Origin of the sequence: Gordonia sp. IITR100, from assembly GCF_002009645.1 — a bacterium.
Taxonomy (GTDB): Bacteria; Actinomycetota; Actinomycetes; order Mycobacteriales; family Mycobacteriaceae; genus Gordonia; species Gordonia hongkongensis.
In genome coordinates this window covers 541,349-557,263 of the sequence record NZ_MVKV01000001.1, presented here as the reverse complement: position 1 = coordinate 557,263, position 15,915 = coordinate 541,349, and the positions used below count along the sequence as shown (strand labels likewise).

The 15,915-nt window shown below is 66.9% G+C and carries 16 protein-coding genes and 1 pseudogene; 7 read left to right on the top strand and 10 right to left on the bottom strand.

Going from position 1 to position 15,915, the window contains the following annotated elements:
* The first annotated feature begins 120 nt into the window (after positions 1-120).
* A complete protein-coding gene (locus B1818_RS02725) occupies positions 121-801 on the top strand; it encodes a nitroreductase (RefSeq protein WP_078111985.1) in 681 nt (226 codons plus the stop codon).
* 25 nt (positions 802-826) lie between these two features.
* Here the strand turns inward: B1818_RS02725 and B1818_RS02720 are convergent, their stop codons facing one another.
* From B1818_RS02720 to B1818_RS02700, 5 genes are all read right to left on the bottom strand, one after another.
* On the bottom strand, positions 827-1,282 hold the full coding sequence (locus B1818_RS02720; protein WP_078111868.1) for a PPOX class F420-dependent oxidoreductase: 456 nt from the start codon (positions 1,280-1,282) through the stop codon (positions 827-829).
* 82 nt (positions 1,283-1,364) lie between these two features.
* Positions 1,365-2,144, bottom strand: a complete 780-nt coding sequence (locus B1818_RS02715) for an MBL fold metallo-hydrolase (protein ID WP_078111984.1) — start codon at positions 2,142-2,144, stop codon at positions 1,365-1,367.
* 5 nt (positions 2,145-2,149) lie between these two features.
* Complete coding sequence (locus B1818_RS02710; protein ID WP_265967304.1) at positions 2,150-4,054, bottom strand: galactan 5-O-arabinofuranosyltransferase; 1,905 nt, start codon at positions 4,052-4,054, stop codon at positions 2,150-2,152.
* A gap of 250 nt (positions 4,055-4,304) precedes the next feature.
* On the bottom strand, positions 4,305-5,066 hold the full coding sequence (locus B1818_RS02705; RefSeq protein WP_078111867.1) for a decaprenylphospho-beta-D-erythro-pentofuranosid-2-ulose 2-reductase: 762 nt from the start codon (positions 5,064-5,066) through the stop codon (positions 4,305-4,307).
* 65 nt (positions 5,067-5,131) lie between these two features.
* On the bottom strand, positions 5,132-6,556 hold the full coding sequence (locus B1818_RS02700) for an FAD-binding oxidoreductase (protein WP_078111866.1): 1,425 nt from the start codon (positions 6,554-6,556) through the stop codon (positions 5,132-5,134).
* 178 nt (positions 6,557-6,734) lie between these two features.
* Here B1818_RS02700 and B1818_RS02695 point away from each other — a divergent pair, with 178 nt between their 5' ends.
* On the top strand, positions 6,735-7,643 hold the full coding sequence (locus tag B1818_RS02695; RefSeq protein WP_078111865.1) for a diiron oxygenase: 909 nt from the start codon (positions 6,735-6,737) through the stop codon (positions 7,641-7,643).
* 27 nt (positions 7,644-7,670) lie between these two features.
* Here B1818_RS02695 and B1818_RS24355 read toward each other — a convergent pair whose 3' ends face one another.
* Positions 7,671-7,835 (bottom strand): hypothetical protein, encoded by a 165-nt coding sequence (locus B1818_RS24355; protein ID WP_254859528.1) that lies wholly within the window; start codon positions 7,833-7,835, stop codon positions 7,671-7,673.
* A gap of 339 nt (positions 7,836-8,174) precedes the next feature.
* Here B1818_RS24355 and B1818_RS02685 point away from each other — a divergent pair, with 339 nt between their 5' ends.
* From B1818_RS02685 to B1818_RS02665, 5 genes are read left to right on the top strand one after another with little or no spacing between them, the layout of a single operon-like run.
* Complete coding sequence (locus B1818_RS02685; RefSeq protein ID WP_078111864.1) at positions 8,175-9,095, top strand: ABC transporter substrate-binding protein; 921 nt, start codon at positions 8,175-8,177, stop codon at positions 9,093-9,095.
* Positions 9,095-10,159, top strand: coding sequence for an iron ABC transporter permease (locus B1818_RS02680; RefSeq protein WP_078111863.1), 1,065 nt, complete (start codon positions 9,095-9,097; stop codon positions 10,157-10,159). The genes B1818_RS02685 and B1818_RS02680 overlap by 1 nt, the downstream gene beginning before the upstream one ends.
* A complete protein-coding gene (locus B1818_RS02675) occupies positions 10,156-11,211 on the top strand; it encodes an iron chelate uptake ABC transporter family permease subunit (RefSeq protein ID WP_078111862.1) in 1,056 nt (351 codons plus the stop codon). The genes B1818_RS02680 and B1818_RS02675 overlap by 4 nt, the downstream gene beginning before the upstream one ends.
* 58 nt (positions 11,212-11,269) lie before the next feature.
* Complete coding sequence (locus B1818_RS02670) at positions 11,270-12,124, top strand: ABC transporter ATP-binding protein (RefSeq protein WP_139362986.1); 855 nt, start codon at positions 11,270-11,272, stop codon at positions 12,122-12,124.
* A complete protein-coding gene (locus tag B1818_RS02665) occupies positions 12,121-12,936 on the top strand; it encodes a siderophore-interacting protein (protein WP_254859526.1) in 816 nt (271 codons plus the stop codon). Before B1818_RS02670 ends, B1818_RS02665 begins: the two co-directional genes overlap by 4 nt.
* 96 nt (positions 12,937-13,032) lie before the next feature.
* Here the strand turns inward: B1818_RS02665 and B1818_RS02655 are convergent.
* The 4 genes and pseudogenes from B1818_RS02655 to B1818_RS02640 form a co-directional block, all read right to left on the bottom strand.
* Positions 13,033-13,370 (bottom strand): annotated as a pseudogene (locus B1818_RS02655) (CoA transferase subunit A); the annotation flags it as partial.
* Positions 13,294-13,890, bottom strand: coding sequence for a maleylpyruvate isomerase N-terminal domain-containing protein (locus tag B1818_RS24715; protein WP_176455871.1), 597 nt, complete (start codon positions 13,888-13,890; stop codon positions 13,294-13,296). The gene B1818_RS24715 and the pseudogene B1818_RS02655, both read right to left, overlap by 77 nt.
* On the bottom strand, positions 13,887-14,966 hold the full coding sequence (locus B1818_RS02645; protein WP_254859546.1) for a cupin domain-containing protein: 1,080 nt from the start codon (positions 14,964-14,966) through the stop codon (positions 13,887-13,889). Before B1818_RS02645 ends, B1818_RS24715 begins: the two co-directional genes overlap by 4 nt.
* A 52-nt stretch (positions 14,967-15,018) precedes the next feature.
* Positions 15,019-15,906, bottom strand: a complete 888-nt coding sequence (locus B1818_RS02640; protein ID WP_078111859.1) for a fumarylacetoacetate hydrolase family protein — start codon at positions 15,904-15,906, stop codon at positions 15,019-15,021.
* Positions 15,907-15,915 lie beyond the last annotated feature (9 nt).

The window sequence follows — 15,915 nt, the reverse complement described above, 5'->3', positions numbered from 1 at the left end:
GGGAAGCGGAGACATCCGGCCGGTCGGCGGTAACGTGTTCACCGGTCGTCGGACGGTGTGGTCGCTGCATCGCCGTCCGCGACGACGGGGCTGTTCGAGGCGTGCGAGGAGAGATCGACGATGCAGTACGACGAAGTGGTTCTGGGACGTCGCAGCACCCGCGGGTTCACCTCCGACCCCGTGCCTCGAGAGCTCATCGAGGAGATCCTCACCCTCGCCATGCGAGCCCCGTCGTCGATGAACACACAACCGTGGAACTTCCACGTGATCACGGGTGAACCGTTGGATCGCATCCGCGCGGGCAACACCGAGCGCAACCTGGCCGGCGTTCCCCATTCGCGAGAGTTCCGAACGGGCGCGGAGAAGTTCACCGGAACGCACCGCGACCGTCAGGTCCAGGTTGCGAAGCAACTGTTCGGCGCGATGGGCATCGCCCGCGAGGACATGGAGATGCGGCAGGACTGGGTGCTGCGGGGGTTCCGCCAGTTCGACGCCCCGGTCTGCGTGATCGTGACCTACGACCGCATCCTCGACGGCAGCGACGACACCCCGTTCGATTGCGGCGCGGTCTCGAATGCACTGGTCAACGCCGCCTGGTCGCGCGGTCTCGGCGCGGTCATCAACAGCCAGGGCATCATGCAGTCGCCCGTGGTTCGCGAGCACGCCGGCATCCCCGACGATCAGGTGATCATGAAGAGCATCGCGCTCGGCTGGCCGGATGAGACCTTCCCGGCCAATGCGGTGGTGTCCGAACGCAAGTCGGTAGCCGAGGCCGCGACCTTCGTGGGCTTCGAGTCATAGCGGCGCGCGTCGGTCACGCCGGAGCTCACTGGGGTAGGCGAGTCATCCCGTACAGCCGCTCGACCCGGACGCGCAGGATCCGCCGCTGTTCGCGCACCATAGCGGCCCGGTACTCGTCCCAGTTCGGGTGGTCCTCACCGCGAAACGCTCGGTACCAGTCGATCAGGAGGTCGACTGTCGAATCGTTCGGAGCTGCAGCCACCGGACTCAATGTGCCCGTGCCCTCGGCTACGGCGTAGGCCGAGAAGAAGCCTTCGCCGAGGACGTGGAGACTGACCCGGGGATCTCGTTCGACGTTGCGCGATTTGGCCCGCGGCGCCGTGACGGAGATGAGCGCGGAGGCGGTCTCCGGTTCCCAGATGTGAACGACATTGGATGATTGTGGTCGCCCGTCTCGACGTAGCGTGATCAGGATCGACTCCTGATGGTCGGCGACGATTCTCAGCAGATCGGGGTCAAGGGCATCTCGGGGAGTGTTCATGCGGGGGTCCAACGCCGGACGAGCGGCGATCGTTACCCGCGTCATGACGATCGGATCGTGTCGAAGCGATTCGTCGCCCGACTCAGCGCGACAGCGCGTCACGTGCCATCGCGGCGACATCGCCGCGATGGACCGGACCGTGCCCGGGTAGCAGAACATCGGCGTCGAGTTCGGTGAACCGTTCGACGCTGCATCGCGCGGTGGGCTCATCGTGCTGGAACAGCGACGGGATGCACTGCGGTCCGACGATCGACGAGATCTCGTGTCCGCTCACCAGTGCGTCGCCGGACACCAGGGCGCGGCCGTCGGCGACGAGGTAGGCGCTGTGGCCGTCGGTGTGGCCGGGGCTCGCCACCGGGACCGGTGCGCCCGGGAGGTCGAGCGGTTGGTGCCCACCGGTGGAGAACCCCGACGCATGGGCGAGACCCGCACGGCTGAGGACGCCGAGCGGAATGGCCTTGGCCAGCCACGTCCACAGGCGGGGATTCGCCACCTGCGGGGCGAGATCGAGCGCGTTCGCCTGCTGGAGGTGATGGCGCAGCGCGTGATCCACCTCGACCGGGTCCATGTAGACGTCGAACCCGTACTGCGCCTGCAGCTTGACGAGACCACCCAGGTGGTCGACGTGAGCATGGGTGAGGAGCGCGCCACGTACGTCCTCGGGCTTGCGGCCGATCCGTTCGATGGACTCGACGACCTGGGCGGCCTGGCCCGGATAACCGCCGTCGATGAGCGTCAGCTCGCCGTCCTGCTCCAGAAGCACCCAGTTCACGACGTCGGTGGAGACGAAATGCGTTGTCGACGAATCGCCGTCGACCCGGGTGATGGTCATCGGTCGCGCGGTACGGAACGGGAGTCGCATCGTCATCACTTCCGGACGACGAGCACGAACGGGCCGCGCTCGGTGACCTCGAAGCGCGGGTCGTCGAACACCGCCGGGTCGAAGGTGACCGTGTAGCGCTTCACGTTCGGATCGTTGGGATAGACGTCCTCGGCGAGGCGGAGCGTGTAACCGTCTGCGCTGTACCGGAACAGGAAGACATTCGGCGGGGTCCAGGGGGATCGGTCGAGCGCGTCGACGAGCTGGTCGGCGTTCTCGCTCTTCGCCCAACGCTCGATCGCGGCTGCGCGCTTGTCGAATTCGGCCAGCGGGTTCGCGTAGTGCGAGGTGAGTCCCTGGAATCCCCAGTACGGGTAGATCGACAGGAAACCGAAGTCGGCGGTGAGGACCACATTCTCGGTGCGCGGCCGGCCGGTCTGTTCACCGATCAGCTTGTCCAGCTCCGCGAAGTACGACTCGGCGCCGGCCGGGCGGGCGTCGGCGCGTTCGCCGTATCCGTCGGTGTCGGTGTAGGCGGTGGTGATCTCGGTGCCCAGATGGCCCGGGATGCTCTGTGCCATCGCGATTGCCGAGAGGACGGCGAGTGCACCCACGACCACACGAACGTCGCCGAAGCGCCGTACCGACGCATGCGCGAGGTCGACGACACCGAAGACGCCCGCCGCGCTCAGTGTGGCCACCAGGATCGGCTCGAGACGGAACGAGAGCAGAGTCGTGCCCAGCGCCGTCATCAGCATCGACAGCAGGCAGAACAGGTAGACCGTGACCACCGTGACGCCCATGGCCAGTGCGACGGTGCGGGTGCGGAAGCGCAGCAGAATCCAGAGGAGACCGATCATCGTGATCGCGCCGACGAGGTTCAGCCCGAACATCGGCAGCGGCAGCACCGAACCACGTTCGGGCAGATAGTGTTCGGCGGTACCGCCGCTGGCGGGCGTGTTGGTCAGGCGAGCCCACAGGTAGGGCGCCCACACCAGCAGTGCGATCAGGCCGGAGATGACCCCGACGGCGATGAGACGACCGATCACCGCGAGCACGACACCGCGCCGGCGGCTTGTCACGGTGGCCGACGGAGTGGCCTTGTTCGACGCGCTCAGCCAGCCCTGGACGGCGAAGTAACCGGCCAGCAGGACAGCTGTGAGGGCGAACAGTCCGGTGTATAGCGTGTAGGTCGCGGCCGAGATCCCCAGGAACACACCGGACGCCGCCACCGCGGGCCAACTAGTCGCGCCGACGAGCGGACCCACGGGTCCGTCGGCGGCTCGGGTTCGTCCGCGCAGCGCGTAGGTCAGCGTGATCAGCATGGGTACGCCGATCAGCACCAGAATGGCCGCATACGGCTCCGGCGAGGCGTACAGCAACGTGACGGTGGTGACCGCGAGGCCGAGCGCGACACCGCGATCCGCCCCGAACATGCGGATGAACAGGATGACGCCGACGGCCGCGGCCACCGCCATCGACACGATCGCCCAGGTCTTGTAGGCCTCCCAGCCGGGTTGGCCGAGCAGGTTCGCGAACCGGCCGCCCCACCAGAACCAGCCGGCCGGGTAGTAGGGAGGCAGATCGGTGTAGGTCATGTCCGCGAGGTGCGGGCTCGACGTCATGCGGGTGAGGTACTCGGTGCGGAACTCCTGGTCGACCGAGAGTCCGAAGAGGTAGAGACGTGTTGCGCCCAGCGGCATTCCGATCGTCACCGTGACGAAGCCCGACATCGCGGCCGCCGACAGCACCGGCACCAGGAGGCGGCCCTTGCCGTAGCGGTAGAGCAGTGCGGCGATCACCAGGATGGCGATCGCCAGCACCTGTCCGGCGGTCGTCAGCGACCGGGTCACGTTGGAGGAGTTGAACGCCGGCCACTCGACGGTCCCGATGGCCGTCAGTCCCGCCATCGACACCAACCCGCCGGCCACCACGGCGATGAGCAATGACAGAGCCGTTCGCCCGTAGCCCGTCGAACCCTGCGGTGCGGGGGGCGAGTCCTCTTCCGCTCCCTGAGAAGTCCCGGAGCTTGCGGGGGGCGAGTCCTCTTCCGCTCCCTGAGGAGTCCCGGAGCTTGCGGAGGGCGAGTCCTCTTCCGCTCCCTGAGGAGTCCCGGAGCTTGCGGAGGGACGTCTCGAAGGGTCAGGTCGGTTCATCACGTCCACTCAGACTCTGCTGTTCAGCGGTTGGGCGGTTCAGCGATCAGATCGGCAGCTTGCGGAAGATCGGACGCGGGATGTGGCGGAGCACCATCATGATGTAGCGGAACGGCCCGGGCACCCAGACGATCTCCTTGCCCTTGGTGGCCGCGGCCACCGCGAGGCGACCGACGTCCTCCTTGTCGACCGTGAGCGGCGCTTCCTTGACATGCGCCGACAACCGGGTGCGGACCTGGCCGGGGCGGATGACGAGGACGCGAGCACCGAAGGGGCGCAGCGCCTCTCCGAGCCCGAGGTAGAAGCCGTCGAGTCCGGCCTTGGTGGAGCCGTACACGAAGTTGCTGCGGCGGACGCGCTCGCCGGCGACGGAGCTCATCGCGATGATCTGTCCGTGGCCCTGCGCCTTGAACTTCTCGCCCAGCAGCACCCCGACGGAAACCGCTGCGGTGTAATTGATCTCGGCTTCGGCGACCGCGAGGCCGTGGTCCTGCCACGCCTGCTCGTCGTCGCCCTGGATGCCGAAGGCGACGATCGCGACGTCGACGTCACCGTCGGCGAACGCCTTGTCGATGACCGCCCGGTGGGTGTCGGTGGCGCGGGCGTCGAAGTCGATCTGCGTGACCTCGGTGGCGCCGGCGTTCTTGGCCTTCTCCACCGCCGCGACGGCGGTGGGGTCACCCGGCAGGGTGGCGAGGATGACCCGCGCGGGGCCCTTGCTGAGGTACTCCGCGGTGATGGCGAGCCCGATCTCGGAGCTGCCGCCCAGGACCAGGATGGACTGTGGGACGCCGACGGCGTTGATCATTGTGTACTCGCTTTCGGTGACGTACAGGTCGGGTGCGCGTGCGGCGCGTCGAAACGGGCTGTCGGTCAGGCGAGTTCGAGTCGCCGACCCATGTCCGACATGAACACCCGGTTGGGGTCGATGCGACGACGCGTTGCGATCCAGGCGTCGATCTCCGGGTACATGGCGTGGAAGTTCTCGGCCGAGGTGCGCGAGTCCTTGGCGGTGTAGAGGCGTCCGCCCATCGCCATGACGCGGCGGTCGAGCTCGTTGAGGAACTCGGCGAGGCCGGCCTTGACCGGGAAGTCGAGGCAGACGTTCCAGCCTTTGAACGGGAAGCTCAGCGGCGCGCGGTTGCCCTCGCCGAAGAGCTTGATGACGTTGAGGAAGCTGACGTGGCCAGACGCCTGGATGTCCTCGATGAGTGCGGTGAATTCGCTCTCGTTGCCGGTCGGCACGATGAACTGGTATTGGCAGAAACCGCCGCCGCGTCCGTAGGCGTTGTTCCAGTCACCGAACACGTCGAGCATGTGGTAGAACTGCGCGAGATTTTTGACCTTGCCCTCACTGGGCGGCCCGATCCGGTAGTACGCCTCGCCGACCGCAGAGAAGCTGAGCTTGTTGGCCAGTCCCCGGGGGAAGATGTCGGGGAACCGGACGAGTGGCTTGTTGTTGAACGACAGCGGGTTGTCGCGGTACTTCTCCGGCAGTTCGTCGACGCGGGCGAGATTGCCTCGGGAGAACGTGCCGCGGCCGAGCTTCGGCGGCGCGCTGATGGTGTCGAACCAGCCCGAGGCGTACTCGTACCCGTCCTCGAAACCATCCTGGAGATGCAGGTCGAGGGTCTCCTGCAGCGAGCCGGTCCGCGCGGTGTCGGCGATGAAGTAGGCGCTTTCGGTGCGCTTCATCTGGATCTTGGCGCGCAGCACGATGCCCGTCAGTCCGATGCCGCCGATGGTCGCCCAGAAGAGTTCGCCGTTCGGGTCGTCGGCCGAGCCGCCCGGGGTGAGGGTGAGGATGCGGCCGTCGGCGACGAGGAGCTGCATCTCGACGACGTGGTTGCCGAAGCTGCCCTGGCTGTGGTGGTTCTTCCCGTGGATGTCGTGCGCGATCGCGCCGCCCACCGTCACCTGTCGGGTACCCGGGAGCACCGGGACCCACAAGCCGTGGGGGAGCGCTGCCTGCATGAGCGTGTCGAGGGAGACGCCGGCGTCGACGTCGACCGTGGCCGACTGGTCGTCGATCGCATAAATCCTGGTCAGTGGGGTCATGTCGATCGTGAGGCCGCCACTGTTCTGGCCCGACTCGTTGTACGAGCGGCCCAGCCCGCGGGCGATGACGCCGCGCTTGAGGTAGTCCGGCTTGTCCGCGTTGTCGTCGGCCACGCGGGCCACCGCCTCGGCGATGACCTCGGGGTACGGCGTGGACAAGACGTGACCCTCGATCGGGGTGGTGCGAGACCAGCCCACCAGCTTGCGGGTCGTGATCGGTAGCAACTCTTCAGTAGACATCGCTAGAGAGGTTACCTGGGCGGGGTTCACAGACCGACCGTCATGCCGGGGACGCGGAGTCGTACCCGTGACTCTCAAGTGCTCGTCGATGCCATCGAGAAACGCACCATTGACTGATGGCACTATCCGTGGTGGCATGCATCACAGACGTAGTACCGCGCACGACGAGAAGCCCGGCATGGAAGCGCTCAGAGATGTGACCCGTTCCGACGACGGAATCGACGAGGTGTCGCAGCGCTTGCTGGCATCTGCCGCGCGGTTGTCGCGCAATGCGCTGACCGAGATCGATTGGGATACGCCGCTCGAGAAGGACAAGTACGGCTGCAGCCCGGAGTGGTCGACTCTCTATCGAACGGCCTACTGGGATGAGATGACCGAGCAGCAGCGGATCGCCCTCACCCGGCACGAGACGGCGTCGATCATGAGCATCGGCATCTGGTTCGAGATGATGCTGCAGGAGATGGTGATCCGCGACCAGTACCTCGGGGACTACCACCGCCCGGAGTTCCAATTCGCCCTGACCGAGGTCGCTGACGAGTGTCGGCACTCGCTGATGTTCGCCAAGACGTCGTACAAGCTGACCGGGACCAGCTACACGCCGCACCCGCGCCTGGGTCGCTTCGGCAAGTTGTTCATGCGGGTCGCGGGCAGCGAAGTCGCCTACGCCGGAATCCTTGCCGCCGAGGAAGTCCTGGACGTGCTGCAGCGTGGCTGCATGCGTGACGATCGGGTGCTGCCGCTCGTGCGCACCGTCAACGAGATCCACGTCCTCGAGGAATCTCGCCACATGCGTTTCGCGCGTGAAGAGGTGCGCCAGTCCATGGCGGAAGCCAGTTGGACTCGGCGACAGCTCAGTTCGGTGATCACCGCGATGGCCGTGTCCTACATCCTCGCCAGCCTCGTCCGCCCGAAGGCCTACGCCGACGCCGGTCTGGACCACCGTCGGGCGGTCGGAGAGATGCGCCGCAACCACCATTTCCAGTCGATGGTCCGCTCGGGTTGCGCGCACTTGATGAGCTTCCTCGACGAGGTGGGTCTGCTCACCCGGCCCGCGGCGCGGATCTACCGTAAGGTGCACATGCTCTGACGGGCCGGTGCCGAACGTCCCCGGCGATCACGAATCCTGGTGCGGGGGAGTGATGATCGTGGCGTTGACCAACGAGAGCAAGTCCTCGATGCCGGTGCCGTCGGGCAAGTGGTCGGCGAAGTCGGTCTCCAGTGCGGCCAGGCCATGCGCCGTGGCGAAGGTTGCGACGGCGATCGGCGAAATGGTGGCCACCGACTGATGCGTGATACCCACCCGGCGGGCGATCGCCCGCGGGCTCGCGTTCTCGGGGCCTGGCCTCGTCGAGTTCGGCGACAGCCGCGACGAGCAGAGCTTCACGGACCTCGGGCGCGGTCCGGCGTCGGATCGGGCAAGCCGGCTCTGCATGTCCGCGATTGTGTCCCACCCGTGTGTGTGAGTTGACGGACTCGAGGTCGCCCGAGCATCTGCTCGAGGCACGCCTCGGACCCCTCTCAGCCGCCACGATCCGTTAGGTTAGGATGCGCTAACTGGCAGGGTCGGGGTTGACCGGTGCCGCTCTCGGCAGCGCCGATTCGCGAAAGGGCTTGTTGCATGCGTGCGTCCGGGATCAGACGTGGAGTGGTGCTGGCGGCGGCGATCGTCGTGGGATTGGCGGGGTGTTCGTCTCAATCGGACGGCGACAACAATTCGGCTACCGGTGGCGGAACACAGAGCGTGGAGCATGCCCGCGGCACGGCTGACGTCCCGACGGATCCGCAGCGAGTCGTCGTGCTCGAGCCGGTGGAACTGGATACCGCGGTCGCGCTCGGGGTGACGCCGGTGGGCGCCGCGGTGGCCAGCAACGTTGCGGGCATTCCGAAGTATCTGGGCGTCAGTGGGGTGGAGCCGGTCGGAACGGTGCCGGAACCCGATCTGGAATCGATCGCCGCCCTGAAGCCGGACCTGATCCTGGGTACCGAGTCGCGTCATTCCAAGCTGTATGACCAGCTCGAATCGATCGCGCCGACGGTCTTCATGGCGTCGCAGGCGGATCCGTGGCAGGAGAACGTCCTCCTGGTCGGGCAGGCGTTGGGCCGCAAGGACAAAGCACAAGAGATGCTGAACGGCTTCAACGAGCGGTGCGCCCAGATCAAGGACACCTATGACGTCGAGGGCGAGACAGCGAATCTGATCCGGCCTCGCGACGAGACGACGCTGAGCCTGTACGGACCGACCAGCTTCGCGGGCGGGACCCTGCAGTGTGTGGGGTACACGATCCCCGCCCGCGAATGGGAAGACGGTCTGCAGGCCGACATCTCGCCGGAGAACATCCGGCAGGCGGTCGCCGACGACGTGTTCGTCACGACGAGTGATGTCGACGACCCGTCGACGATCCCTGCTGCCATCACACAGAACCGGGCTGCGTTTCCTTCGGTGACCTTGGTGGACACCAGTTACTGGATCTCGGGAGTCGGGCTCAAGGGCGGCGCACTTGTTCTCGACGACATCGAGCGGTTCCTCCAGAAACCCTGATGTCCTTGATCGACGCACCTGCCGTCACCGGCAGCGAGCAGCCTGCGGTCTCCGAACGGACGCTGCGGGCCTTGCGCGCGCCTGTCGGCCTGGTGGGCGTGGCACTCCTACTCGTTGTCGCGGTGGCGATGTCGCTGATGATCGGGTCGAACTCGATCACACCGGCAGCGGTACTCGAGGTTCTCCGGGGTGATGGTTCGCCCGAGGCGCGGTACGTGGTCATGGAACTACGGATCCCGCGCACGGCCGTCGGCCTGGTGGTGGGGGCGGCACTCGGCGCCGCCGGTGCGCTGATCCAGGCGTTCACCCGTAATCCCCTTGCCGACCCGGGAATTCTGGGAGTCAACGCGGGCGCTGCGTTCGCGGTTGCGGTCGGGGTGGCGTTCTTCGGGCTGCAGAGCATTCTCACCTCCGTCTGGCTGGCGCTTCTGGGGGCGCTGGTGGTCACGGTCGCGGTCTACGTCATCGGTTCGTCGGGCCGAGGTTCGGCCGACCCGGTGCGCCTCACCTTGGCCGGCGTGGCGCTGAGCGCGGTGTTCTCTGGCATGACCACGGGTATGACGCTGAGCAATCCGGACGCCTTCGAGCACATGCGGTCGTGGAACGCCGGCTCGCTGGTCGGCCGCGGGCTGGACGTGTTAATTCCGACCGTGCCGCTCGTCGCGGTCGCCTTGCTGGCGGCGTTCGCGATGGCCGCCGGGTTGAATGCGCTTGCGCTGGGCGAGGATGTGGCCCGGGCGCAAGGGGCCAACGTGGTCGCCCTCCGGATCGGCGTCATCGCGTCGGTGACGGTTCTGGCGGGGACCGCGACCGCGCTCGCCGGCCCGATCGCTTTCGTGGGACTGATGGTTCCGCATGTGGCGCGATGGTTGTTCGGTGTGGACCAGCGCAGGGTCCTGGCCGCATCGGTGGTCCTGGCGCCGGTGCTCGTTCTCCTCTCCGATGTGCTGGGTCGAATCCTCATCTCGCCGGCGGAGATCCCGGTCGGCATCGTCACGGCGTTCGTCGGGGCCCCGGTACTGATCCTGTTGGTCCGTCGGCAGAAAGCGAGCACGCTGTCATGACCGGCACCGGGTTGATCGACGTCGGTTACCGCAGGCGTGTGATCGGCGTCGGTGCGTGCGCAGTGCCGGTGCGCACGCGCAGTGTGGGCGTGGGGGTCGCTCTGGGTCTGGCCATCGGTGTCCTCGGCATCGTCGCGCTCGGACTGGGGACCTATCCGTTGTCACCGCTCGCCGTCGTCGAGACCTTGCTGGGCGGGGGCGACGCGCTCGATCGCACCGTGGTCTTCGAATGGCGCCTGGCGCGCACCCTCGCCGCGATCATCCTCGGCGCATTGCTGGCGGTGGCCGGCGCGATCTTCCAGACGGTGACCCGGAACCCGTTGGCCAGTCCGGACATTCTGGGTCTGTCCAACGGGGCGTTCACCGGAATGCTGCTGACGGTGGTCGTGTTCTCGGCGAGCTGGTCGCAGATGACAGCCGGAGCGGTGGCCGGCGGTGTGGTGACCGCCGCACTGATCTGGGTGCTCGCCTTCAAGGGCGGATTGCAGGGCTTCCGGCTCCTCGTCACCGGCATCGGGGTGGCGGCGATGCTGGCGTCCCTCAACACGTGGATGCTCCTGGAGGTCGAACTGGACACCGCGATGTTCGCCTCCGCCTGGGGCGCGGGGAGCCTGAACGGTGTCACCGCAACGCCTTTGATCGGCGCCGCGGGCGTGGCGATCGTCCCGGTGATGGTGCTGGCGGTCCTGACGCCGCGGCTGCGGCAGCTCGACCTCGGTGACGACGTCGCCGCGGCCACCGGTGCCCGCCCCGCCCTCGTTCGCACAGTGGTACTGCTCAGCGCCGTCACGCTCGTGTCCGCGGCGACCGCGGTGATCGGGCCGGTCGCCTTCATCGCCCTCGCGGCGCCGCAGATCGCACGGCGGTTGTCCGCGACTCCGTATCTGTCACTGACGGTGTCGGCTCTCGTGGGGGCACTGTTGCTGCTGGCGGCCGATGTGATCGCCCAGCACATCCTGCCCGTGACGCTGCCCGTCGGTGTGGTCACCGTCTCGGTGGGGGGCGTGTACCTCGTTGTCGTCATCATCCAGGAGATCCGTCGCCGTGCCTGACCATGACCCAGCCGCCTCCGGCAACCCGACCCACACATCGGAGGAGCGATCCGCGCGGTTGCGTGCCGACGACGTGACCCTCGGTTACGACGGCAAGACGATCATCGCCGGGCTGAGTGCGTCGATTCCGGACCGGTCGTTCACTGTGATCATCGGGCCGAACGCGTGCGGCAAATCCACGCTTCTGCGTGGCCTGTCACGGCTTCTCGCCCCGACCTCCGGGCAGGTGATCCTCGACGGCAAGGCGATCTCGAACCGACCGGCAAAGGATGTGGCGCGGCGACTCGGTCTGCTTCCACAGTCCGCGATCGCCCCGGACGGGATCACGGTCGCCGATCTCGTTGCGCGGGGACGATATCCGCACCAGGGTCTGCTGCGGCAGTGGAGCAGCGCCGACGAGCAGGCGGTCCTCGACGCGCTCAGGGCAACGGGGACTGTCGATCTCGCACCACGACGCGTCGACGAGCTCTCCGGCGGGCAACGCCAACGCATCTGGGTGGCCATGGTGCTGGCGCAGGAGACCGATCTCCTGCTGCTGGATGAGCCGACGACGTTCCTCGACATCGCCCACCAGGTCGAACTCATGGAACTGTTCGCCCACCTCAATCGTCAGGGGCGCACCATCATCGCGGTCCTGCACGACCTCAATCACGCAGCCCGTTACGCCGACCACATCATCGCCATGCGCGACGGCGAGATCCTCGCGGCAGGCCCACCCGCGGATGTGGTGACCAGCAACCGGGTCGAGGAGATCTACGACCTGCCCAACGTCGTCATCGCCGACCCCATCACCGGCGGGCCCCTCGTCGTACCCCGTCCGATGCCCGTCGGATCCATCCCGCACGAGGAGACAGCACAACGACGCAGTCGATCGAATCGACCCGACCGTGGGAGTACAGCGCCTTCCCGGTGACAGTCGCGGGCACACAACGGATCTCGCCGAACTTCATCCGCGTCACCCTGCTCGACGCGTCGCTGGCGAATTTCGCTCCCTGGGGCCTCGACCAACGCATCAAGCTCGTCCTGCCCATGGCGGATGGCACCGAACCCGACTTCGGACTCCTCGAGGACCCGACCCCGCACCCGAAGCAGTGGTACACCCGTTGGAAAGAGCTTCCGGCGGAACGCAGGAACGAGCTGCGGACGTATACGCCGTCGGCGATCCGTCCCGACCAGGGTGAGATCGACGTCGATGTGTTCGTTCACGAACCGGCCGGGCCGGCTTCGCGGTGGGCCCTGTCCTGTTCGGTCGGCGACCGACTCGTGGTCACCGGGCCGGACGTCCGCGTCGGGCACACCGGTTACGGGATCCACTACCAACCGCCCCGCCCGCCCGAACGGCTACTTCTGATCGGTGACGAATCCGCGATGCCGGCCATCGCCAACATCGTCGCCGCCACCCCGTCCACCACGCGCACCGATGTGTTGCTCGAACTCGCCGACCCGCTCGACGACATCGTGGGTGCGGGTCATCCGCTTGCTCGGCCACGGCACATCATCCGCGGGCGGGACACGGGCCGACGGCTCGAAGCAGCGGTGCGGGACTGGGGCGCCCGGCATGCCGGCGACTTCCGGGAAACGCTCCCCGCCGCCTACGCCTGGATCGCCGGTGAGGCAACCACGACGACCCGGATTCGCCGGTACCTCACCCATGAGCTCGGCATGGACAAGAACCACGTCGCGTTCCTCGGTTACTGGAAACTCGGGGGGCCGCTGGTCGGGTGAGCCCCCCCTTGCCGGATGCGAGCCATGTCGCTGCGCGCGAATAGTTCTGGGGTCCTGGTCAGGGCGAGAGTGAGATCGACGATCGCGCGCTGACGCTCATCCAGGACCGCTCCCGCAGGGTTGGCTGCCACGTGATCGGGGAGGTGTGCGTCCTTGGCTTGTATGAACGATCCGCTGGACGAAGACCCCGGGCAGGTGAACGTCGCCCGGATCGATGGAACCCGGTTCCACCAGTTGTTCGACCTGGGCGATGGTGATGCGACCGGCCATGGCAGCCAACGGGTTGAAGTTCATGTGGTCTTCTCGAACACCAGAGTTTCCGCAGTGTCAACGGCTTTCGCGTGCACGAGCGCGAAATCAGCGGTGAGCGCCTGCTCGAGCACGTACCGCAGGAAGTTGAATTCCCTGACCTCCTTGGGCGGCGAGGCGATCGCGCGCCTCGGACGTCAGGCGTAACCGGACCTCGTCCGGGATGACGCGCTCGTCGAAGTGGATTCTCAGGTGGGCGGCCCCGAACCACACTGTGTGCGCCCGGTCCCACACCAGCTCGACCAGAGTGAGCGGGCCGACCGCGGAGTCGACCGGCCTGCGCCAGGCACGGGGGTCGAGGTCGCGCCACTCGACATTCAGGTGAGCGACACTGTGCTCGTGGAGATTTCGGAGAGCAGAGGCGGATAGTGTTGCACCGTAATCCACTTCGGCGGTGGTGGGAGGTTCCCACCGCAACCCTGCCGATGACGATCGGGCACGTGCGACGAGAGCAGACATCCGTCGAGCGTGGTATCCGGTATAGGCGACGACGTCCCGGCGCGAACGGCCCTTCGTCGTCGATGGTTCGTCGAGTGCCGGGTCGGTGAGTTCTTGCAGAGCACGGGAGAAGAGCGCGGTGCCCCGGCGCGCTGCGAGCAACGCGCCCGGGGCCTCCGATCCGATCGTCGGCGAAGTGGGCGTCACCCTCGACTCCCGGCGCCGAAGCGGCCGGTGTCCGGAAAGTACGTGCGTTGGAAGTTCAGGCGTTCGATCACCGGTGCATCGGAGAATCGGAACAGGTCGAACTGGCTGTCGGCGTGCAGCGACCACGGGACCCAGGAAGGTACGACAAAGAGGTCGCCGGTGACCAAATCGCGAGTTTCACCACCGAGAACGACGCTTCCCGAACCCTCGAAAACCTGCCAGACCGACGATCCGACTTCTTGTCGGGTGGGCGTCGCGGCCCCGCTGCGGAGTCGGTGGAACTCGCACCGAATGGTCGGTAGCACATCGCCACCGTTGGTCGGGTTGGTGTACTTGACAGCTGCATGACCGGGCTCGACGGTCGCCGGATGACCTTCGTCCTCGAGTGCGAGCTGGTCGGTCAGTGCCCGATCGGTGTACTCCCAGCGATAGGCCGCGATCGGCGTGGCCACCTGCGCCTGTCGGTTGGACATCGGGGTGAGACCCGGATGTGCCCAGAGCCGCTCCGAACGCGAGACATCCGTTGTCGCCTCGTCTGTGACGCGTTCAGAACCGAATTCGAAGAAGCCGAGGTCGATGTCATGGGCAAGCGGGACATCGAGTCCGTCGATCCACGCCATCGGCTGGTCGGTGTCATTGTGATGCCCGTGGAAAGCCCAGCCCGGCGTCATCAACAGATCGCCGCGCCGCATGGCGACAGGGTCGCCGTTCACGACCGTCCAGACGCCCTCGCCTTCAATGACGAACCGAAAAGCGTTCTGCGCGTGGCGATGTTCGGGGGCGGTCTCGTGTGGTCCGAGCCACTGGATCGCGCACCACAACGTCGGCGTCGCGTAGGCCGTTGGCGCCAGTCCGGGATTGGCGAGACCGATCGCCCGGCGCTCGCCACCGCGTCCGACGGGTACCAGATCGCCCGCGCGCTGCGCGATGTCGAGCAGCGCCGACCATTTCCACACGTACGGGACTGCCGACGGCTTCGGTGCCATCGGCATCAGGTCGGACGTCTGAGTCCATAGCGGTGCAGTGGAGTTCGCGTCGAAGTCGTCGTAGAGCCGCGTGAGCTCAGGGCTCGGGATCGGGGTGTTCGGAGCGGTATCGGTGGATTCGGCGGTCACTTGTCCATCTCCTTCATCGGGGCTGCAGGATGCGCGCGTCGTGCTGCGCTCCCGGCCGGTCGGCGTAGGCGATGGCCTCGCGGGCGGAAACGCCCACCTCCAGGGTTCCGATGTCGTCGATCTCGAGCCGCACGCGTGTCCCGTCGGTGATCGGGCCGACACCCGCCGGTGTGCCGGTGGCGATGACGTCGCCGGGGTGCAGGGTCATCACCGAGCTCGCGTAGGCGACCAGTTCGGAAACCGAGAAGATCAGTTCGGAGGTGTTGGTCTCCTGACGGAGCTCGTCTCCGACCCAGCACCGAAGGCCCAGGGCGTCGGGGTCGGCGATCTCGTCGGCGGTGACGATCCACGGCCCGAGTGGGGTGAAGGTGTCGAAAGATTTTCGCGTGGAGCGGTCCTCGGTCGAGCGAACCGTGATGTCGAGGACGCCGGTGTAGCCGAAGACGTGCTCCTTCGCCGCAGCCGCGGAGACGTTCCGCGCGGTGCGTCCGATCACGATCGCGAGTTCGCCTTCCTGATCGGTCCGCATGTCCGTGTACGGAAGCAGTACGTCATCGTTCGGCCCGATGACCGACGTGTTCGCCTTGAGGAAGACGCCGTACTCGGCAATGGTCTTCTGCTCGTGCATCTCGGCCTTGTGGTCAAGGTAATTGACCGGCGCGGCAACGACCTTGCCGGGACGAGACAACGGTGCGCGCAGCGCGGCGTCGGTGAGGGCGAGGGTGGGGCAGTCCGCCAGATCCAGCCGGTTGAGCTGTTCGACGGTCCCGCCCTGTTCGAGCCAGGGCAACCACGGCCCGCCGTATGCTCCGGCGCTGGTGGGGAGAAGGTCGGTGACGTCATGGACGCCGGCAGCGGTGATGATCGCGGCACGGTCGTCGTTCAGTACTGCAAGTCGCATGGGCTCGTT